Source organism: Collinsella aerofaciens (assembly GCF_015554145.1).
Classification (GTDB): Bacteria; Actinomycetota; Coriobacteriia; order Coriobacteriales; family Coriobacteriaceae; genus Collinsella; species Collinsella aerofaciens_AA.
The window spans coordinates 1-21,236 of record NZ_JADNHZ010000016.1; the positions used below are offsets into that span (position 1 = coordinate 1).

Genomic DNA, 21,236 nt, shown 5'->3' on the forward strand with positions numbered 1-21,236 from the left:
CAACCGTATTCCAGGTTCCTGGACGCCGAGCCGACTCGCTTCGGATCGAGCGCTACACCAACTTTCTCGACACTACCGCTGGCGGGGGTCCAGTCCGACCAGTCCCTGCCGTACCAGAACTCCTTCTTGAGCAGGCCGAAGAAGCCCTCCATCGCCGCGTTGTCCGGGCTGCAGCCCTTGGCGGACTGGATTGGCTACACTGATGTGGACAGTTCCGGGAGGGGCGCAAGAGACGGGAAGGCCGTGTGCGCGTTCCTGCGCGAGGGCCGCGGGGAGGGGCTGCCTGGGTACGGCGCCTGTCAACTCGGTCTACGTCTTTGATGACCGGGTCGTACTCAATATCAACTTCACGGATGATGCCAAAACGGTCACCCGTGAGGAAGTGTTGGGTTCGAGTGCTATGGACAATGTTCCAGCATGCTGGGATCGAACTCGCTAGCCGGAATCACACGGTACCCGTGACGCAGCAGCAGATCGACAAAAACACCGTTGCCCGCTGTGAGGGTGCCGCTGAATGTTCCATCGTAGATGCGGCCGGCACCGCACGAGGGACTGCGATCCTGAAGAATACACGCGGCAATCTCAGACGGGCCACCCGCCTGCTCGCACATATCGAGTGCGCGCTGGGCGCCCAGGCGAAACTCGCGATCGACCGAGATGCCCTCGCAGGTACGGACCTCGCCGTTCACAATCTCGGACGGCTTGCGCGGCGTGGGCAGGCCGCCAAAGACCTCAGGGCACACCAAGAGTACCTCGGTCCCCGTGCATTCGCACGCTTCGACCAGCTCGCGATGGTAGTTATCGAGCCCGTTATACTTGCAGCTCTCGCCCATCAAGCAGGCACTTACCACGATCTTCATATTCAACTCTCCCCACGCAAAACGCCCCATTTGAGATGGACACTCAAATGGGGCGATAGACACTGCGCAACCAGTATTACTGCTGCTTTGGCATCAGCGGATTCTCGCGCGTGAGGAGATTCATAAACTCCTCGCCCGTGATCGTCTCCTTCTTGTACAGATAACGAGCCAGCTCGTGGAGCTTAAACTTGTTTTCCCTCAGGATCTGCAGGGCGCGGTCGTGCGCATCCTCGATCAGCTTGGCGACAATTGCATCCACGCGCTCGGCCGTACCGGGGGCGCAAGTGAGCGACGTATCCTGGTTGAGGTACGCGTTCTGGACAGTACCGAGCGCCATCATGCCAAACTCGTCGGACATACCAAAGCGCGTCACCATGTTGCGGGCAAGCTTGGTTGCCTGCTCGATATCGTTGGCCGCGCCGGTCGTCATCTCGCCAAAGATGAGCTCCTCGGCCGCGCGACCACCGCAGTAGACGGCGAGCTTGTCCAGCACCTCCTGGCGCGTGGTCAGGAAGCGCTCATCCTCCTCGACCTGCATGGTGTAGCCCAGAGCGCCGCTCGTACGCGGCACGATGGTGATCTTGGTAACCGGCGCAGAACCCTTCTGGCGGGCGGCAACGATGGCATGGCCGATCTCGTGATAGGACACGACCTGTTTCTCGTGGTCGGACAGAACCGTGGACTTGCGCTGCTGACCGGCGATGACAACCTCCACCGACTCCTCAAAATCGTCCTGTGTAGCGCGCTTGCGACCCTCGCGGACGGCACGCAAGGCGCCCTCATTGATGATGTTGGCCAGGTCGGCACCCGAAGCGCCGGGCGTGGCGCGGGCAATCGCGGTCAGGTCGATCGGCGGCTCCGTCTTCACGCTCTTTGCATGCAGCTCGAGGATGTTCTTGCGGCCGGTCAGGTCGGGCAGCTCAACGGGGATGCGACGGTCAAAACGACCGGGGCGCAGCAGGGCCGGGTCAAGGCTGTCGGGGCGGTTGGTAGCAGCAAGAACGACGATACCCTTGTGGTTATCGAAGCCGTCCATCTCGGTCAACAGCTGGTTGAGCGTCTGCTCGCGCTCGTCGTTGCCACTAAAGCCGCCGCCATCGCGCTTCTTACCGATGGTATCGATCTCGTCGATAAACACGATGCACGGGGCCTTTTCCTTGGCCTGCTTAAACAGATCGCGAACCTTAGCGGCGCCGCGGCCAACGAACATCTCAACAAACTCAGAACCAGAAATACTAAAGAACGGCACGCCCGCCTCGCCGGCCACAGCCTTGGCAAGCAGGGTTTTACCGGTACCCGGAGGGCCAACAAGGAGAGCACCGCGCGGCAGCTTGGCGCCGATCTCCTCGTAGCGCTGCGGCTTCTCCAGAAAGTCGACGACCTCCTTGAGAGACTCCTTAGCCTCTTCCTGGCCGGCGACGTCCTTAAAGGTCACGCCCACATCCTTGGAGGCGATAACGCGAGCGCCAGACTTACCCAGTCCACCGCCGCCAAAACCACCGCCGCCAAAGTTCATCGAGGGACCGTCATCACCCATGGCCTTCTTCATGCGGCGGTTGAGCCACCAACCGATGAGGAAGAAGATGGCCATGGGAAGGATGAGCGTGAGCAGGTAATAGGTCATCAGACCCGAGTTTTTATCGGGAACGACCGATTCCAGGGACGCACCGGATTCAAGCACGCGATCGGTAAAGCCCGCATCGTTCGGCACACCGGTCGTCTTGTAGGCGATGTTCTCGTCCTCGCCCTTTTTGGTGTAATAAATCGTGTAATCGTCCGTGTTGTATTCGACCTTGTCGACACTCTTCTTATCGAGCGCTTTGACAAAGGTCGAATAATCGGTCTTCGTAATCTGCTGCGTGTGACCGATGTTGGGGAACAGAACGGTCGAGAGCACGAGGTAGACGACGAAGGCGATGAGCACGTAGAGGATCATATTCCGTCTACGTTTGTTGTCATCCATCTCCATCTGCTTGAACTCCATCTACTGGGGTTGATAATGCTATCTAGAATACCCAACCCAGACGGCGATAAACCGACGCCGGGCACGAAAGGACAGAGATGGCATCACTGGAAGTCGGCAAGGTTCAAATCTACACGGGCGACGGAAAGGGCAAAACCACGGCCGCCTTGGGGCTGGCTTTGCGTGCCACAGGTTATGGTCTCAACGTACTCATGCTGCAGTTTGCCAAGAAGCTGTACTGCGCCGATCACGATGCCGCACCGCGCCTGGGACTGCGCATTGTGCAGGCCGATCGCGACACGCCCGAGGCTTGCGCCGCGCAGATCATGGAGCTCGCACGCGAGCAGATTAGCCAGGTAGACATGCTGATCTTGGATGAACTGGGAGAAGCCATGCGACGGGGCTTTGTGACGCGCGAAGATGTCGAAGCGTTGATCACGATGAAACCGACCACCACAGAGCTCGTGCTCACCGGCCGCGGCTTGCTGCCCCTCGCCGACCTTGCCGACCTAGTAACCGAAATGCGTCCCATCAAACACTACTTCGACGAAGGCCTCCTAGCCCGCCAAGGCATCGAATACTAATTGATCCGAAGGGGACGGAGGCAAACGGATCATCGACATCACGACGGAGAGCAATGATCCGTTTTCCTCCGTCCCCCAGGGATCATTAGGCAGTGGCGCGGCCTAGCCAATTGCCGCTGTGATGGTAGACGGTGAACATCGCGGCGGTGATTACCCAGGTTACGGGGTAGACCAGCAGCAGATGCTCGAGCGAGGGGTCAAGCGGCATAATCGCGAACACCCACGCCACGCGGAGCACGACCGTGCCGAAGATCGTGAGCATCATAGGCTGGAAGCTCACGCCAGCGCCGCGGATGGAGCCGGACGCGTTTTCGATAATCGAGAAGATCGCGTAGAACGGCGCGATGAAATGAAGAATCGTCGTGGTGTAGGCCGAAATCGAAGCATCGTCGACAAACAGACGCGACAACGGACCCGAGAACACCAGTAGCACGGCAGACAGGCCACCAATGAGCATAAACGACAGCACAAGCGACGTATGGTAGCCCTTGCGCATGCGCTCGTAGTTGCGCGCGCCAAAGTTCTGTGCCGAGAACGTGGTGATCGAAACGCCAAGCGCCTCGGTAACCATCCAGACAATGCCATCCAAACGGCCCGAAAGACCCCACGCCGTGGTGACATCGGCACCAAACGAGTTGACCGACACCTGAATCAAAACGTTGGAAATCGAATACGCAGCAGACTGAAAGCCAAGCGGCAGACCACACGAGATCATGCTCTTACAAATGCCAGGATCAATGCAGAGTTTGGACAGTGAAAGCCGCCACGCACCCGGAGCGTGCATCATACGAATCACGATCATCGTGGCATTGGAGCAAATGGTCAGCGCCACCGCGATGCCGCAGCCCAGAGCCTCCATATGAAGCACGGCAACGAAGATGACATCCAGCACCGCATTAACAAGGCAGCCGGAAGCAATGATCACAGCAGGACCGCGTGTGTCGCCCACGGCGCGCAGCAGCGCCGTTCCCATATTGAGCAGCAGCGCCGCAACCATGGCGGCAAAATAGCAACGAGCATAGGCCACGCCCTCGGCCAATAGTTCATGCGGCGTGTTCATAAGTACCAGCATGGGCTCAACGAACACTATGCCAAGAATCGAGAAAACGATACCGCCCACCAGCGCGAGCGTCATGGCCGTATGGACCGAACGACTCAATCGCTCATCATCGTGCTGACCAAAATACTGACCGGTAATGACCGCGCAGCCAGCGCCAACGCCAACGCAAAAGCCAATGCAGAGCTCGGTGAGCACCATCGTGGCTTGAATGCCACCCAGCGCGAGCTTGCCGCCAAACTGCCCGACGATATACGTACCAATAAGCGTGTAAGCCTGCTGAAAAAACGAGCTAAAGAAGATAGGGACGCACAGCGACAGCAGCTGTTGCCAAATGACACCCTGCGTTACATCGATAGCCGTAGATTTCTTAGCCACACGCCCTCCCCACCAGCGTACGTCAAACAACAAAACGGCAATTTAAGACCAAAGCCAATACCAGCTTAGCACCGACCGACGTCGGCCGAAACGCCCCGAACCAGAGCCCGGTGCTAACTATCTGCCTAGTGATACAGCCCCGGCTGGTAGTGGTACTCGTTGCTCACATGCGGGCACAGCTGCCAAAAGGCAACAGCGCTTGCCGCGGCCACGTTGAGTGAATCGACCCCATGCGCCATCGGAATACGCACGGCGCGGTCGCAGCCTGCAATGGTCTTGGCGCCCAAGCCAGCACCCTCGGTGCCCATAAAGATTGCCAGGCGGTCAATCTCCTGGAGCGCGGGATCGTCCAGCGACACCGAATCATCCGTCAACGCCATAGCGGCACACGAAAAGCCGGCATCGTGTAGCGCCGCCAGCCCATCATGCGGCCATACGCGCGCTTCGCTGCCAATGCGTGTCCAGGGCACCTGGAACACCGTGCCCATGCTCACGCGGGCCGAACGACGATACAGCGGATCACAACACGTAGGACTGACCAAAATGCCGTCGACGTTGAGCGCGGCCGCCGAGCGGAATATTGCGCCCACATTGGTATGGTCGACAATGCCCTCGAGCACGCACACGCGCACCGGGCGCTCCCCCGCCGCCTCGACGACGCCGCCCAAGAACTCATCAACCGGAATCTGTCGCGGGCGACGAAATGCCGCGAGCGCACCGCGCGTCACGTTAAAACCCGTCAGACGCTCCATAAGCTCCATCGAGGCAACGAACACGGGAACCGGACCCGCGCCCTCGCGTACCGCCAGGCGCTCAAACAGCGGCATCATCTGGTCGAGCCAGCGCTCGCCCAAAAGAAAGCTCACCGGCTCGTATCCGGCGCGAACCGCACGTTCGATGACCTTGGCACTCTCGGCGATAAAAATGCCCTTCTGCGGCTCCAGCACGCAGCGCAGCTCGCGCTCGGTCAGTCGCACGTAGGCATCGAGCCGCTCGTCCTCGAGCGAATCAATTCGCAGAACCTCAACGGCATCAGTCATAGCAGCCTGCCCGCACCCTTCTTTACAGCACATCTATACCAAACGAGGCGACGCTAAGCGCCGCCCCATGCATTCAATCAACCCGATGATACCGTTCGCGCCAGGCGATTTACGCCCCAACGCGACGATACGTCACGAACTCATAATCGACACCTTCGTCGCCCTCACCCGCGGCAATCGTGGCAACCCCGCCAGCCCGCGAAACTTCCCATGCAGGATCGGCATCCAAATTGGGAAAATACGTGTCCACGGGATGGACGCAGTGGTTATGCGTGACCTCGGCCTCCACGCAGTACGGCAAAAATTGCCGATAGACATCGCCGCCGCCGATCACCCACGCAACGGGCTCATCGGCAACCGCAGCGAGCGCCTCGTCGATGCTATGCACCACGTCGACGCCCTCGGGAGCAAAGCTCTCGTCGCGGGTGAGCACGATATTGCGGCGGTTTTTGAGCGGACGCCCACCAGGAAAACTCAGTAGCGTCTTGCGCCCCATAATGACCGCGCAACCCTTGGTGCAGGCCACAAAATGGCGCATGTCGGCGCGATTGGAAACCACCATGTCGCCCTCACATCCAATGCCCCAGTCGTCACACACGGCGACGATGGCAGAAAGCTTACACGTCATGAGCGCCACCTACACCGCAATGGGAATGTTCTTGACCTGCGGGCCGTGCTCGTAGCCCTCGACGATGAGGTCATCGGTCGTAAACGCATAGAAATCGTGCACGTCGGGGTTAAGCGTTACCTTGGGCGCCGCAAACTGCGGACGCTCGATAAGTTCACGGACAATATCGACATGACGGTCGTAAATGTGGGCATCGGCAATCACATGCAGCAGCTCACCGGGAATCATATCGACCGACTGCGCGACCATCATCAGCAAAATGGCGTACTGGCACACATTCCAGTTGTTGGCGGCTAAAATGTCCTGGCTGCGCTGGTTGAGAATCATGTTGAGTGTGGGTTTATCGTCCTGCGGGCGCTGCGTCACGTTATACGTCACGCTGTACGCGCACGGATACAGGTGCATTTCGGACAGGTCGCTAAACACGTACGTGTTGGTCATGATGCGGCGGCTGTACGGCGTGTTCTTAAGGTCGTACAGCACGCGGTCCATCTGGTCAAAGTCACCCTCGGCATAATGGCTTTTCTGCCCAATCTGGTACCCGTAGGCCTTGCCGATGGAGCCAGTCTCGTCGGCCCACTCATCCCAAATATGGCTGTTGAGGTCGAGGACGTTATTTGACTTCTTTTGATAGATCCACAAGATCTCGTCCATGGCAGACTTAAGCGCCGTGCGACGCAGTGTGAGCGCGGGAAACTCCTCACGCAGGTCGTAGCGAGCCGTAACGCCAAAGTTTTTAATGGTATAGGCAGGGGTGCCGTCCTCCCACACCGGTCGGACCTTTTGGCCCTCGGTGGTGGTGCCATGGTCCAAGATATCGCGGCACATGGTTACAAACTGTTGATCAGCCTTGCTCATTGACCCTCCTGTCAGTCGCCTATAAGCGAAATTCATTGTAGCCTAGGCGCACGCGACCCCACAGCCCAAACATAAGCCCTCATTTTCTGACATATGCCAGAAATTCCTTGCGCAAATCCGTACGGTCGATATTCTATTGTTGACATATGTCAGATAAGGAGAGTGAATGGCAGGAAGACGAGAAAAATTGCGCCGCGTTGGGATCATCCCCGAATATCGCGGTTTTACCCCCGACGGCCTTGCCAGCGGAGATGCCATCGACATGACGGTCGACGAACTCGAGGTCCTGCGACTGTGCGACCTGGAAGGACTCAATCAGGAGGCAGTCGCCCAACAAATGGGTATCGCTCGCGCCACCGTGGCGGCCATCTGCAGCCGCGCACATCGCAAGGTGGCAAACGCGCTGGTCAATGGACGGGCGATTGTCATCGAAGGCGGCAACATCGCGTATTCCCCCATCACCACGACGACGGCCGCATGGCCAGCAAAGGAGGTCGACACCATGAGGGTGGCAACGACGTACGACGACGGCAATATCTTTATGCACTTTGGCCGCAGCGAACAGTTCAAGATCTACGACATCCAGGATGGCAAGGTGCTCAACGAGCAGGTCGTAAACACCGGTGGCACCGGCCACGGCGCCTTGGCGGGCCTGCTTGCCAACGGTGGCGTTGACACGCTCATCTGCGGCGGCATCGGCGGCGGCGCCATCAACGCGCTCGCCCAGGCCGGCATCACGGTCTATGCAGGAGCCCAGGGCAACTGCGACGCTTGCGTCGAAGCCCTCATTGCCGGTACGCTCGCGCAGACCGGCGAGGCCACCTGCGACTGCCACGGCCATGACTACGACCACGCCCACGAACATGGCGAGTCCTGCAGTTGCCACGGCCATCACGAGCACGAGGGCCACGAGGGCTGCGGCTGCCACTAACGGCACGGCACCGCGAGCTCGGGGCGCGACACTGAACGCAGCCCAACTATCAAAGCCAACAACAAAGGCCACCCGGTAACTTCCGAGTGGCCTTTGCCATATCAAGCTGGAATTACAGCCCTATTTCTTATTGCGCATCTGCGCTTCCATTTGGCGCAGCAGCTCCATATCGGACTTGGGACCGCCCGTACCCAGGCCGCCCATACCGCCCAGACCCATAGCGTCCAGCCCAGGGATATTGGGCATGCGCATCTTTTTGCCCTTCTTGCCCTTTTTGCCCTTCTTGCCGCCGGCCTGTGCCTGATTGGCCATCGTGCGCATGCGGCCCATCATCTTGTTCATCTCGCCCCACTGCTTCATAAGGCTATTGACCTCGGTGGGGGTCACACCGGCGCCCTTGGCGATACGCGCGCGGCGCTGGCCGTTGATGATGGAGGGACGCAGGCGCTCCTCCTTGGTCATCGACATGATGATGGCCTCGTTCTTATCGAAGATGCCCTCGTCCAGGTTGCCGCCCATCTGGTTGAGCGCGCGCTGACCGCCGGGAAGCATACCCAGAATGCCCTTCATGCCGCCCATCTTCTTGACGGCCTTCATCTGGTCGAGCATGTCGTTCATGGTAAAGCCCTCGCGCAGCATACGCTCGGCAGCCTCGAGCTGCTCGGCGTCGGCCGCCTCCTGGGCCTTCTCGATGATGCCGACAACATCGCCCATGCCCAAGATGCGCTTGGCCATGCGGTCGGGGTAGAACGGCTCCAGCGAATCGGGCTTCTCGCCCATGCTCACGAACTTAATGGGCTTACCGGTCACCTGGCGCACAGAAAGCGCGCCGCCACCACGGGCATCGCCGTCGAGCTTGGAGATAATCACGCCGTCAAAGTCGGTGCGCTCGGCAAAGGTCGAGACGACGTTGACGATATCCTGGCCGGTCATGGCATCGACGACCATCAGCACCTGATCGGGCTTGACGGCCTTCTTGATGTCCACGGCTTCCTGCATCATCTGCTCGTCGATCTGCAAACGACCGGCGGTATCGACGATGACCACGTCACGCAGGTGGTCGACGGCCTCCTGAATGGCGCCCTTGGCGATATCGACCGGGTGCTCGCCGTCACCGCGGAAGACCGGCACGCCGATCTCTCCGCCGAGCGTGGCCAGCTGGTCGGCAGCGGCGGGACGGTAGACATCGCACGCGGCGAGCAGCGGCGAGCGGCCCTGCTTCTTGAGCAGGTAGGCCAGCTTTACGGCAGCCGTAGTCTTACCGGAGCCCTGCAGGCCGACGAGCATGATGACATTGGGAATGCGGTTGCTAAAGACGAGCTTGCTCTCGGTGGAACCGAGCATCTCGGTGAGCTCGTCGAGCACAATCTTGACGACGTTTTGCGCCGGCGACAGCGACTCCATGACCTCGGCGGTCATGCAGCGCTCCTTGGTCTTGGCGACGAACTCCTTGACGACCTTGAAGTTGACGTCGGCCTCGAGCAGCGCCATGCGAATGTCGCGCATGGCCGAGGTAATATCGGCCTCGGTCAATTTACCCTTGCCGCGCAGGCGGTCAAATGTGTCGTTGAGGCGATCGCTCAGAGAATCAAACACTAGTCACTCCTTAATTGGACTCGCCCACCAGGGCGCGGCAGAAATCTTTGGCATTGAACTCCTGCAGGTCATCGACCTGCTCGCCCACGCCAATGCGCAGGATTGGGAGCTTGAGCTTCTCGGCCACGGCCATGGCGATGCCACCCTTAGCCGTGCCGTCCAGCTTTGTCATGATAATACCGTCCAGACCCAACGCCTCGTTAAACTCGAGCGCCTGGTTCAGGCCGTTTTGGCCCGTCGCGGCATCGATTACGAGGACGACCGAGACGGGCATGGGGCCGGCGGCCATATTGGCGGCGCGCTTACGCGTCACGTTGACCACCTTGGCAAGCTCGCGCATGAGCTCGGGGCTCGTGTGCAGACGGCCGGCGGTGTCGATAAGCACCAGGTCGCTGCCGCGCTTGTCGGCCTCGTCGAGCACGTCGTAGCAAACGCTCGCCGGGTCGGAGCCGCGGTCGCGCTTGATGACGGGGACGCCGGCGCGCTGGCCCCACACATCGAGCTGCTCGATGGCGGCGGCGCGGAAGGTATCGGCCGAGCCAATCACGACATTCTTGCCGCGGGCAGCCATGGCGCTCGCGATCTTGCCGACCGTGGTGGTCTTGCCGGCACCGTTAATGCCCACAAACAGCACGCAGCTCGGCGTGTCGGCGAACGGATCTCGCTCGGCGGGCACAAAATGTTGCTCGAGCTGCTCGGCCAGGGCGCGACGGAGTTGCGGGGCGGTCTTGAGGTTCTTCTTGGCCGCGGCATCGCGCAGGTCATCGGACACCTTAATCGCGACCTCGGCACCCATGTCACCCATGACGAGAGTGTCCTCAAGATCCTCCCAAAAATCCTCGTCGACCTCGCCGCCAAAATAAAAGACCTCGTTGAGGGCCTCGCGGCTGCGCTCAAGTCCGCGCGAGAGAGCATCGAAGAATCCCATTATGCATTCACGACCTTTCCGGTTTCGCGATCGAGTTTTTGCGAGACGACGCGGCTGACGCCGTCGGCTTGCATCGAGACGCCGTAGAGGACGTCAGCGTCCTCCATAGTACGGCGCTGATGCGAGATAACCAAGAGCTGCGTATCGGAACGCAAAACATCGAGCGCGCCGATGAGCTTGGACAGGTTGGCGTCATCGAGCGCCGCCTCGACCTCGTCCAGCACATAGAACGGCACCGTACGCGTGCGATACACGGCAAAGAGCAAGGCGAGCGCCGTCAGGCTCTTCTCGCCGCCCGACATGAGCATCATCTTGGTGATGCGCTTGCCGCGCGGCTGCGCCACGACCTCGATGCCCGTCTCGGCAGGATGCTCGGGGTCGGTCATCTCCAGATGCGCCTGGCCACCCGGGAACAGCATGGCGAAGATCTCGCGGAAGTTCGCATCGACCTTCTCAAAGGTCACCAGGAAGGCTTTACGCATCTTACGGTCAATGGCCACGGTAATCTTGGTGAGCGCCTTGCGCGCGCTCTCCAGATCGGCCAGCTGCTCCTCGATATAATCGGCGCGGCGCTTGAGCTGCTCGTACTCCTCCATCGCAACCTGGTTCACAGGGCCCAGGTTGTTGATCTGACGCACGAGCTGGTTGAGCTCGCGCTCGGCGGCGTCGCGGTCGGTGGGCGCAGGAAGCATGAGAGCTTCCTCGAGCACCGTGGTGCCATCGGCGGTAATGGCCTTGATGGCCGCCTCTACCTGCACCTCGAGTTTGCCGCGTGCGACCTTGAACTCGTTTTGCGTCGCCGTGGCGGCATCGACCCGCTCCTTGGCGCGGGAGACCTCGGCCTTGGCGTCCTCGATGGTCTTCTTGAGCGAGGCCGAGTCCGCCTCCTCGAGCGAAGCCTGGTCACGCAGGCGCGCGGCCCAATCCGACGCGCGCTCCAGCAGGGCCGAATAGCGCTCGTGCATGGGGTCGACGCGCAGGCGCAGCAACTCGAGCGAGCGCGAGGCCTGGCGTGTTCCGCGGATACGGCGGTCGATGCCCTCCAGACGATGCTCAAGATCGGGCACGCGGCCCTTCAGCGAACGCAGGCGCTCGCTCGTCTGAGCCAGGCGGACCTTGGCATCGGCGAGCTTACCGGCTGCCTCAGAATCGTCACGGCGCACGCGATCGAGCTCATCGTTGGCTTCGGCAATCTGAAGACCAAGGTCGCTTGCCTGCGCACGGGCCTCGTCGCGCGAACGGGTGAGCTCGTCAACGCGCGGACGCGCAGCGCGGACGGCCTCGGCGGCCTGCTCGCGGCGCTTCGAGATGCGCACGCGCTCGACCTCGGCATTGTTGGCGCTTTGCTCCAAGCGGCCGATCTCGGAAAGCAGCGAGCGGCGCTCGCCCTCAAGACGGGCGATCTCGCCGGCGGCATCGCCCTCGGCGGCACGCGCCTCCTCGACGGCCGCATTGGCCTCGACGACCTGGTCTGACACATGCTCAAACACGGCAGCCAGATCGGGCTCCAGGCCCTCTAACTCGCGAATGCGACGCTTGCGCTCCAAGGCACCCGAAGCCTCGCCGGCATCGAGCCCCACGCGCACCAGGCCGCCACAGCTCACGCGGGCGCCATCGGGAGTCACGTAGGTCACACCGTCAACGACTGGTGCCGCCAGCGCGGCGGCCAAGTCATCGACCACGTAATAGCCGCCGAGCAGGGCCTCGACAACCGGGCCATAACCGGAGCGCACGGACAGACGATCGACCAGACGCGAACCGGCAGCACCCTTAGCAGCAGCACCGCCGCTCACGCCGCGCGCCATCAGCAGCGCCTCGCCCGAGGCCTTCTTTTGGTCCAGAGCCGCACGACCGGCGCGCTCAAGCGTAGCGGCATCATCAAACAAAAGAGCATCGATATCGCCAGAAAGCAGCTGCTCGACCAGGCCCTCGAGCTCACGAGGAGCCTCGAGCACGTCGCCCAGACGACCCGAGACATCATCGCCCAGCGCACCCATCAGACGGCTCACCAGCGGCGAGCTGTCTGCCATGCGGGCATCGAGCTTCTTTTGGCTCGCGAGCTCAGAGCGAACCTCGGACAGTTTGTTGCGCGCCTCGCTCTCGCGATTACGCAAGTCCTTCAACGCCGCACGAGCGACCTCGGTGGCCTCACGCGCATCGACCTGGGCTTGACGGGCCTGATCGAGCGCGCCTTCGAGCTCCTCAGCGCGGTCGCGACGGCTCTCGAGCGAGGCCGTGACCTCCTCGAGCTGCTCGTCGATCTGCTCCAGGCGCGAGGCGTACATGTTGTCCTCGACCTCGGCGTTGCTCAGCGAGTCCTTCACCTTGGCAAGCTCGAGCGCGGCGTTGTCGGCCACACGCTGCACATCGCGCTGCTCGCGCGTGAGCTGCGAAATCTGATTGTCAAGCGCAACGCGACGCTCGTGGAGCTGGGCGGCAGCAGGACCGGCGGCGTCAACGTCGGACTGGGCCTGCATGTGCGCACCGGTCACCTCCTCAAGCTGGGCACGTGCATCCTCGAGCTCCTCGACAACGCGACGACGCTGATGCTCGGAGCTCGAGATCTGGCCGCGCATGTCGGACAGGCGCGACACCATGTTGTGGCCCTTTTCCTCGAGCAGGCGCATATCGGAATTGATGCGGCCGACCACGTCTTGCATATGGCGGCGCTGCTCGCCCAGATCGCCCACAAACAGGCCCTTTTCCTCGAGCATAACCTGGAGCTTCTCGAGCTCGCGCTCTTTCTCACCCAGGCGGTACTGCGCGAGCTCCAGCTCGGCGGCGCCCTCCTTAGAGCGGCTCTCCAAGTCGTTCCACTGCGACTGCAGCGAACGAAGCTCGTCGACGGCCAGCATCTGCGTAAGCTCGTTCGCGCGCGAGGACAGCTCTTTGTACTTGCGCGCGCGATCGACCTGACGCTCCAGCGGCCGCAGCTGGCGGGCGATCTCCTTATTGATGTCGCGGGCACGGGTCAGGTGCTCGTCCATCGACTTGATCTTTTTGAGCGCACGCTCCTTACGGCGCTTGTGCTTGGAGATGCCGGCAGCCTCCTCAATAAGAGCGCGGCGCTCCTCGGGGCGGCTCTGCAAAATGGCATCGAGCTTGCCCTGGCTGATGATGGAATGCGTATCCTTGCCCAGGCCCGAATCGTGCAGGATGTCCTGAATGTCCATCAGGCGGCACGGGCTCGAGTTGATGAGGTACTCACTCTCGCCCGAGCGATACATGCGGCGGGTGATAGCCACCTCTTCAAAGTCGACGGGAAGCATATGGTCCGAGTTGTCGAGCACCAGCGTAACCTCGGCCACACCCACCGGCTTGCGCGCCGACGAGCCCGAGAAGATGACATCCTCCATGGCCTGGCCGCGCAGCTGCTTGGCGCTCTGCTCGCCCAGGACCCACAGAATCGAGTCGGAGATGTTCGATTTTCCCGAGCCGTTGGGACCGACGATGACGGTCAGGCCAGGCTCAAATGACATATGGGCGCGGTCGGCAAACGACTTGAACCCTTTGAGCGTGAGGGACTTGAGATACACGGTTCCTCGCTTAAACAGGCTTCTTGTTGAGAATCACGCCGTTGGTGGTGTAGCCCATGCGGTCGAGCGCCTCGAGCGCAGCGGCTCCCTCGGCCTCCTTCTTGGAGGAACCAGTGCCGCGGCCTTGACGAATACCGTCGATGAGCACCACAGCGGTAAAGGTGGGCGCATGCGCGGGGCCCTCGGAGCCGACCAGCTTATACGCGGGAGGCTCGTGGCCGTCTGCCTGCACGCACTCCTGCAAGAACGACTTGGGGTTCGCGGGGTGCTCGGCACGCTCGGAGGCCAGGTGCGGCTTGAGCGTACGGTGGATGAACTCCGCCGCCGCATCCCAACCGGCATCCAGATACAACGCACCCACGAGCGACTCGTAGACGTTCTCGAGCGCCGAATGCAGGCCGCGGGCGCCGGTACCGGTCTCGGAGGCACCAAAGATGATGATGTCGTCGATACCCAGTTCGTGCGACACCTCGGACAGCGTAGCGCCCGAGACAAGGGACACCTTCAGGCGCGTGAGCTTACCCTCGTCAAACTCGGGATAGGACTCAAAGAGCGAACGGGCCACCACGGCGCCCAAAATGGAATCGCCCAAAAACTCAAGGCGCTCATAGCTGGCAGAGACCGGCTGACCCTCGACGGCCGAGGGATGCGTGAGCGCCGCGCGCAGCAGCACCTTATTATTGAACTCATGGCCCAGAATCTCCTGGGCGCGCGTGAGTCGTTCAGACAAAGCCAAGACTTAGGCCTCCTTGGCGTTTTCAATAGCGTCGACAGCGTCGGCGACAGAGTTGAGCGACAGCAGGGTCTCGTCATCGATCTCGAGGTCGAACTCGTCCTCGATGGCCGTCACCAGCTGCAGACGCTCGAGCGAATCGGCATCGAGATCGTCAAAAGTGGTCTCGTCGCTAATGTCGGCGACATCGACACCCAGCACGTCAGCGGCGACTTCGGCGATCTTATCGAAGATTTCGGAGCGATCCATAGCGCTTCCTCTCGTATGTCATGGAACACAACACAACACGGCAATCGGAGCCGCGTTGCAATACGGCTCCGATTCTACCCCACGCGGTACAGGTTGAGCCACGTAACGCGGCCTTTATAAAACGATACCGTCCATAGAATTGGCAACGTCCTGGACAAGCCCGGCGCGCACGGCCTGGGCCGCGGCAAGCGTACCGTTCTTGACGGCCTCGACCGACGTGGCACCGTGGCCGATCAACACGACGCCGCGCAGGCCCAGCAGAATCGCGCCGCCCTTGGCGTCGCCCGAAAGCTTGGCCTTAATCTGGCGCATCTGCTTTTTGATGAGCAGCGCGGCGATCTTGGTGCCGAGCGAAGACATAAAGGCACCCTTGAGCTCCTGCAGCAAAAACTTGGCAGCGCCCTCGGTGGCCTTGAGCGCAATATTGCCCGACATACCGTCGGCGACCACGACGTCAAAATTGCCCGACGTAAGATCGGTGCCCTCGCAGTTGCCCACAAAGCCGGGAACCGCGGCCTTCATGGCCGGGAAGCACGCCTTGGTAAAGTTGGAGCCCTTCTCGTCCTCGGTGCCGTTGGCAAGCAGGCCCACACGCGGATGCTCAATGTCCAAAACCACGCGGGCATAGGCAGCACCCATCTGGGCGAAACGCACCATGTCGTCCACCGTGACATCGGGATTGGCGCCCATATCGCACAGCACCGTCAGGCCGCCGGCGCGATTAGGCAGTGCGTTAGTCAGGCACGGACGGACCGGCTGCTTCTTGCCCTCCGCCAAATACCTAAACGGCGTGACGTAGGCCGTGGCGGCAGCGGTCATGGCACCGGTCGAGCCGGCCGAGAAAAACGCGTCCGCATTGCCCTTCTTAATGGCACGGCATGCAAGCACGATCGAGGACTTGCGCTTAGTCATCACGGCGCGGATGGGATCGTCCTCCATGCTGATGACGTCGGGGGCCTCCAAGGCCTCCACGCGGGCATGCGCCGCTGCAAAGGGGTTGACGATTTCAGCGGGACCGACGGCCAAGACCTCAATCTCGGGATCTGCCGCAAGCGCAGCCTCGATACCGTCGAGGACAACCTGGGGCCTCTCGTCTCCGCCCACAACGTCTACACAAACGCGAACGTTACTCATTTCATATGCTCCTTATACAAAAATGGCCGACTCATTGAGCCGGCCATTGTGGTTCCAGTTGGAACGGCATCGTATCCAGAGTATACAGTTACTCGGTAACGATAACCTCGCGGTCCTTGTAGAAACCGCAGCTGGGGCACACGTGGTGCGGGAGCTTAACAGCGCCGCAACGGGGGCACGTGGACTGAGCCGCAGCCGAGATCTTCATGTTGGCGGAACGACGGGTATGGGTGCGGATACGACCCTGCTTTTGTTTAGGTACGGGCATAGTGACCTTCCTTATGAACTATCCAGTGTGGCGATTACGCGCAAGTAGCGATACTACCACAGTTTTACTCGTCAAGCTTGAGATTCTTCAATGCTGCAAATGGATTTTCCGTGGCAGCGGCCCATTCGGCCTCCGCCTTGGCGGCGCACTCACATTGCTCGACGTTGAGATTGTTGCCGCAGGTGGGGCAAAGGCCGCGGCAATCGGGCTTGCACAGGACAACGAACGGCGTGTCCATGACGACCGCGTCGTTGATGGGCTCACCCAGATCGACGATGCGATCCTCGCCCAGCAACTCGTAGCCGTCTTCGTAGGCCTCGGGGTCCTCGGGCTCCTCAAAGAGGTAGAACTCCTCGATCTCGCCTGCGATATCAAACGAGGCGGGCTCCAGGCAGCGATCGCACTCGCCGGTGGCGTGAGCGCGGACCATGCCCGAAAGCAGAACACCGGTACCGGCGTTGGTAAAGACCACGTCGTAGGCAATGCCGTCCTGCAGCTGGTACTCCTTCTCGCCCACCGTGTAGGTGGCGACATCGACCTTGCCGGTCAGCGGGTATGAGTCTCCGGGAAACTCGAGCTGCTCGGAAAGATCGACGGTTACGCTCGGGAACTCGGCCATTACCACTGACCGTTCTGCTGAGCGGCGCCCTCGTTGAGCTGCTGACGGCAACGGGTGACGGTGCCGGTCAGGCTCTTAAGGTTCTCCTCGAGGTGCGTAAAGACCTGCTCGGCGTAATCCTCGGCGGCATAGCGCGTCTCGCGCTCGTACTGCTGGGCACGGTCGCGGATGTCGTCGGCCTGCTGCTGTGCCAAGCGGACAATTTCCTGCTCACCGGCAATGGTGAGCGCCTGCTGCTGAGCATCGGCAATGATGGAATCGGCCTGAGCGGCGGCGGAGGCCATAAGCTCCTCGCGCTCTTTGAGGATACGGCGGGACTTCTGCCACTCCTCGGGATAGCTCATGCGGATCTCATCGAGGATGTTAAAGAAGACGTCGGCGTCGATAACCTTCATCTGGGCGTTCTTGCCGAACGGCGTCTTAGCCTCTTCGATGAGCCCCTCGAGCTCGTCGACAAGACTCACGATCCTGTCGCCAGGAAAATTCTCGCCCGGCATCCGGTCTCCTTTCATAGGTAACATATCATCGTGTTAGTTTACCACATGCCACCAGGCAATAAAAAACGTCACGAAAAGCGATGTTTGAGCGCTGCGACCACGTTGGGCGGCACAAACGTCGATACATCGCTGCCAAGCGAAGCGATCTGGCGCACCACCGAGCTCGAGATGTACCCGTACTGCGGAGCACTCATGACAAAGATGGACTCCAGCTCGCAATCCAGGCGATAGTTGAGGTCGGCCTGCTGCAGCTCGTATTCAAAGTCGGTCATGGCGCGCAGACCCTTAACGACGGCACCTGCCCCCTGCTCACGTGCAAAGTCGACCAGCAGGCCGGTGAAGGGCAGCACCTCGACGCCGTCCAAATCGCCGAGGGCCTCGCGGGCCAGCGCCACGCGCTCGTCGAGCATAAAGGTGGTGCCCACGCCGTTTTTACCCTGCGATTCGGCCACGGCGACGATCACGCTGGGAAAGATGCGGCGGGCTCGGCGGATCACGTCAATATGGCCAAAGGTGATGGGATCGAAGGTGCCCGGGACGATCACGCGGTTGATGGTGTCATTCATGGGTGTCCTCCGAAGGCGCATCCTCGTCATTTTCGTTCTCGTCAGCATGGTCGCTCTCGTCCTCGGTCACCCAGTGCAGCAAGTCAACCGAGGTAATGCCGTAGCGCTTCTCTCGTACAGTCTCAAAACCAGCTGGATGAGCGCCCGCATCGGTTGCGGCATGCTCAAACAGGGCAAAGGCCCCGGGCGTCAGCAGTCCCTGCTGGGAAAAATTTTGCAGCAGCTCCTCGACCGGCTCGGCGCCAAAGGCATACGGTGGATCGAGCAGGACCAGATCAAAAGGACCACCTGGCACGCGGCCGCGCGAAGCGCTCGCCAGCACATCGCCGGTAACGACGCGCCAGCGCGAGCGGTCGCGGCACAGCGACTCGATATTCTTGGTGATCAGACGAGCGGCATTGCGATCGATCTCGAACGTGGTGAGCGAGCGGGCGCCACGCGAGAGCATCTCGATTCCCAGGGCGCCGGAGCCGCCAAAGGCATCCAGCACGCGGACCTCGTCCAAATCGAAGTCGAACGCCGACATGACCATGGAAGCACATGCCTCGCGCACGCGATCGGTCGTGGGACGGGTGACATCGCGCCCACGCGGCTCTTCGATCTTGCGGCCGCGCCATTCACCGCCGATGATTCTCATCCTCCGCTGACCTCCTTAAAGATATGTCGATAGCGTGTGGCGACCGCGTCGCGCAAGGGGCGCGTCGCCACGGAGTCAAGGTTGCAAGCATACCGCAAGAGCTCGACCGCGTCCAAATGGGCCCATTCGATAAGATCCTCGTCGGCGTCCAGGTCCACAAAGCGCAAGGTCACGCCGCCGTGCTGACGGTAGCCCAGGATTTCGCCCTCGTGGCGCAGGCGCAGGTCCATCTGGGCGAGCGTAAAGCCGTCCGAGGTCTTTTCGAGCGACTGGAGACGGTCTTGCGCCGCCGATGCGCCGCCATTGCCCTTGGAGTGCGTCATGACCAGGCAGGTGCCCGACACGCTGCCACGGCCCACGCGACCGCGCAGTTGGTGCAGGGCCGCCAATCCAAAGCGCTCGCCGTTCTCGATGACCATGACGGTGGCGTTGGGCACGTCGACGCCCACCTCGACCACCGTGGTCGAGACGAGCACATCAATCTCGCCACGCTTAAAGGCATCGATGACCCGGTCCTTCTCCCCCGCCGGCATGCGGCCGTGAAGGCGCTCGATGGTAAGTCCCGGCAGGGCCAGACGCAGTCGTTCGAGCTCGGTTGCCGTATCGTGCAGCGGCACGGGGACGGTCACGCGGCCCTCGTCGTCGCGGGCGATACCGGGCACGTCTTCCAGCTCATCGGCCGAGTCACTCGGCTCCACGAGCGGGCAAATCACGTAGGCCTGCTGGCCCTTTTCGCGCGCCTCGCGAATGGCGCCGTAGGCAAGGTCGCGGCTCGACTCGGTGAGCACACGCGTCGTAACGCCCGCCCCCGGAACAGGCCGATGGCGGATGATGCTCGTGTCCAGGTCGCCGTAGACCGAGAGCGCCAACGTGCGCGGAATCGGTGTCGCCGTCATAACAAGCAGATCGGCACCCGGGCCCTTGGCACGCAGGGCATTGCGCTGACCCACACCAAAGCGGTGCTGCTCGTCGATGACGACAAGCGAAAGATGCTTAAACGCCACGTCATCCGAAAGGACCGCGTGAGTGCCAAAGAGGACGTCAAGCTCGCCCGATTCCAACTGCGCATGGATCTGCTCGCGCTCGGCCGCCGGCGTGGCACCCGTCAGGAGCGCCCAGGACATACCAGCCTGCGAGAGCAAGGGACCGGTCTTATCGGCATATTGGCGCGCCAGCACGCCCGTTGGCGCCATAACGCAGGACTGGGTGCCCGAATCGGCCGCGACAGCCAGCGCGCAGGCGGCGACGGCCGTCTTGCCGGTACCGACGTCGCCCAGAAGCAGGCGGTTCATCACGCGCCCGCCATCACGCATATCGTTCAGGATGTCTTGGAACGCGCCCTCCTGCTCGTCGCTCAGCGAAAACGGTAGGGCTTCCCTGAGCGCCGCCAGGTGCTCGCCCGCGGTATGGGCGTAGGGAGCGACTTCGACCAAGCCGCCGTCGTTGCGCAGGCGCAGCGCCAGCTGAAGGCAGAGGCACTCCTCATAGGCAAGGCGGCGGCGCGCGATATCGCGCTCGGCCATGCTCGAGGGAAAGTGAATTGAGCGCAGCGCGCGGGCATTGCTCATCAGGCGGCGCTTGGCGCGTAAGCGGGCGGGAATCGGGTCGAAGGGATTGCCGACAACCTCGAGCGCACCGCTAACGATGCGGCGCATCCATGCCTGGCTCACGCCATCGCTCACGTAATGGACCGGCAGGATAGTACCCGCGGCACGTCCTTCCTCGAGCTTTTCGAAATGCGGAGAGGCCATCTGCTTAAAGCCGTAGGCAAACTCGACCTTACCCATCACGGCCAGGCGGTCGCCCTGCTTAAATTGCTGGGCAATCCAGGGCTGACGGAAAAAGGCGACTTGCAGCACCCCCGTCTCGTCCACCAGCGAGACCTCGGTCACCTGCATACGCGGACGGGGCTGCTTTTGAACGATACGATCGACCGTGGCGACAATCGTGCACACGGTACCGATGGGCGCCATCTCAATGGACCAGGAGCGCGTAAAGTCGAGATATCGGTGAGGGATATGGAGAAGGAGGTCCCCCACCGTCCGAATTCCCAGACGGCGAAGGGCCTCCTCACGTTTACCCGAAACATATTTGAGTCGCGCGATATCCTCGTCGAGCGCATTGCTCTGGGCAAAGCGCTCCGAGACGCGCGGCACGGAGCACAGCTCGGACAT

The 21,236-nt window shown here is 61.4% G+C and carries 20 protein-coding genes; 2 read left to right on the plus strand and 18 right to left on the minus strand.

Features of this window, described 5'->3' with window-relative positions:
• Positions 1 to 398 precede the first annotated feature (398 nt).
• Both I2E13_RS07250 and ftsH read right to left on the minus strand, forming a co-directional pair.
• Positions 399 to 860, minus strand: coding sequence for a 2-thiouracil desulfurase family protein (locus I2E13_RS07250; RefSeq protein ID WP_195404665.1), 462 nt, complete (start codon positions 858 to 860; stop codon positions 399 to 401).
• Positions 861 to 936: 76 nt separating this feature from the next.
• On the minus strand, positions 937 to 2,829 hold the full coding sequence (gene ftsH, locus I2E13_RS07255; protein WP_195404666.1) for an ATP-dependent zinc metalloprotease FtsH: 1,893 nt from the start codon (positions 2,827 to 2,829) through the stop codon (positions 937 to 939).
• A gap of 92 nt (positions 2,830 to 2,921) precedes the next feature.
• On the opposite strand from ftsH, the gene I2E13_RS07260 reads away from it, so the two are divergent.
• Entirely contained in the window at positions 2,922 to 3,407 is a 486-nt protein-coding gene (locus I2E13_RS07260; protein ID WP_195404667.1) for a cob(I)yrinic acid a,c-diamide adenosyltransferase, read from the plus strand.
• Between the two features lie 85 nt (positions 3,408 to 3,492).
• Here the strand turns inward: I2E13_RS07260 and I2E13_RS07265 are convergent, their stop codons facing one another.
• The 4 genes from I2E13_RS07265 to thyA form a co-directional block, all read right to left on the minus strand.
• Positions 3,493 to 4,842 carry an MATE family efflux transporter gene (locus tag I2E13_RS07265; RefSeq protein ID WP_195404668.1) on the minus strand — a complete coding sequence of 450 codons (1,350 nt, stop codon included), beginning with the start codon at positions 4,840 to 4,842 and terminating at the stop codon, positions 3,493 to 3,495.
• Between the two features lie 125 nt (positions 4,843 to 4,967).
• Complete coding sequence (locus I2E13_RS07270) at positions 4,968 to 5,882, minus strand: TrmH family RNA methyltransferase (protein ID WP_055286414.1); 915 nt, start codon at positions 5,880 to 5,882, stop codon at positions 4,968 to 4,970.
• Between the two features lie 109 nt (positions 5,883 to 5,991).
• Positions 5,992 to 6,510: a dihydrofolate reductase gene (locus tag I2E13_RS07275; protein ID WP_195404669.1), complete on the minus strand. Its 519-nt coding sequence runs from the start codon at positions 6,508 to 6,510 to the stop codon at positions 5,992 to 5,994.
• Between the two features lie 9 nt (positions 6,511 to 6,519).
• Positions 6,520 to 7,368: a thymidylate synthase gene (thyA, locus tag I2E13_RS07280; protein WP_195404670.1), complete on the minus strand. Its 849-nt coding sequence runs from the start codon at positions 7,366 to 7,368 to the stop codon at positions 6,520 to 6,522.
• Between the two features lie 166 nt (positions 7,369 to 7,534).
• Between thyA and I2E13_RS07285 the strand changes: the two genes are divergently transcribed.
• A complete protein-coding gene (locus I2E13_RS07285; protein WP_195404671.1) occupies positions 7,535 to 8,299 on the plus strand; it encodes a NifB/NifX family molybdenum-iron cluster-binding protein in 765 nt (254 codons plus the stop codon).
• A 120-nt stretch (positions 8,300 to 8,419) separates the two neighbouring features.
• On the opposite strand, the gene ffh is transcribed toward I2E13_RS07285, so the two are convergent.
• From ffh to recG, 12 genes are all read right to left on the minus strand, one after another.
• Positions 8,420 to 9,895 (minus strand): signal recognition particle protein, encoded by a 1,476-nt coding sequence (gene ffh / locus I2E13_RS07290; RefSeq protein WP_055251122.1) that lies wholly within the window; start codon positions 9,893 to 9,895, stop codon positions 8,420 to 8,422.
• A gap of 10 nt (positions 9,896 to 9,905) precedes the next feature.
• Complete coding sequence (ftsY, locus tag I2E13_RS07295; protein ID WP_161115837.1) at positions 9,906 to 10,823, minus strand: signal recognition particle-docking protein FtsY; 918 nt, start codon at positions 10,821 to 10,823, stop codon at positions 9,906 to 9,908.
• Positions 10,823 to 14,359, minus strand: a complete 3,537-nt coding sequence (smc, locus tag I2E13_RS07300) for a chromosome segregation protein SMC (protein ID WP_118080545.1) — start codon at positions 14,357 to 14,359, stop codon at positions 10,823 to 10,825. The genes ftsY and smc overlap by 1 nt, the downstream gene beginning before the upstream one ends.
• 10 nt (positions 14,360 to 14,369) lie before the next feature.
• Entirely contained in the window at positions 14,370 to 15,095 is a 726-nt protein-coding gene (rnc, locus tag I2E13_RS07305) for a ribonuclease III (protein WP_117629289.1), read from the minus strand.
• Between the two features lie 3 nt (positions 15,096 to 15,098).
• The gene (locus I2E13_RS07310) at positions 15,099 to 15,341 is read right to left on the minus strand and encodes an acyl carrier protein (RefSeq protein ID WP_035138134.1); all 243 of its coding nucleotides are present in this window, start codon (positions 15,339 to 15,341) and stop codon (positions 15,099 to 15,101) included.
• Positions 15,342 to 15,455: 114 nt separating this feature from the next.
• Complete coding sequence (gene plsX, locus I2E13_RS07315) at positions 15,456 to 16,475, minus strand: phosphate acyltransferase PlsX (RefSeq protein ID WP_195404672.1); 1,020 nt, start codon at positions 16,473 to 16,475, stop codon at positions 15,456 to 15,458.
• Between the two features lie 88 nt (positions 16,476 to 16,563).
• Entirely contained in the window at positions 16,564 to 16,743 is a 180-nt protein-coding gene (rpmF, locus tag I2E13_RS07320; RefSeq protein ID WP_022094017.1) for a 50S ribosomal protein L32, read from the minus strand.
• A 64-nt stretch (positions 16,744 to 16,807) separates the two neighbouring features.
• On the minus strand, positions 16,808 to 17,362 hold the full coding sequence (locus I2E13_RS07325; protein ID WP_195404673.1) for a YceD family protein: 555 nt from the start codon (positions 17,360 to 17,362) through the stop codon (positions 16,808 to 16,810).
• Positions 17,362 to 17,859, minus strand: a complete 498-nt coding sequence (locus I2E13_RS07330) for an ATP synthase subunit B family protein (RefSeq protein WP_022094019.1) — start codon at positions 17,857 to 17,859, stop codon at positions 17,362 to 17,364. Before I2E13_RS07330 ends, I2E13_RS07325 begins: the two co-directional genes overlap by 1 nt.
• 68 nt (positions 17,860 to 17,927) lie before the next feature.
• Entirely contained in the window at positions 17,928 to 18,425 is a 498-nt protein-coding gene (coaD, locus tag I2E13_RS07335; RefSeq protein ID WP_118080536.1) for a pantetheine-phosphate adenylyltransferase, read from the minus strand.
• Positions 18,418 to 19,062, minus strand: a complete 645-nt coding sequence (gene rsmD, locus I2E13_RS07340) for a 16S rRNA (guanine(966)-N(2))-methyltransferase RsmD (protein ID WP_229057877.1) — start codon at positions 19,060 to 19,062, stop codon at positions 18,418 to 18,420. Before rsmD ends, coaD begins: the two co-directional genes overlap by 8 nt.
• Positions 19,059 to 21,236, minus strand: coding sequence for an ATP-dependent DNA helicase RecG (gene recG, locus I2E13_RS07345; protein ID WP_118080534.1), 2,178 nt, complete (start codon positions 21,234 to 21,236; stop codon positions 19,059 to 19,061). The genes rsmD and recG overlap by 4 nt, the downstream gene beginning before the upstream one ends.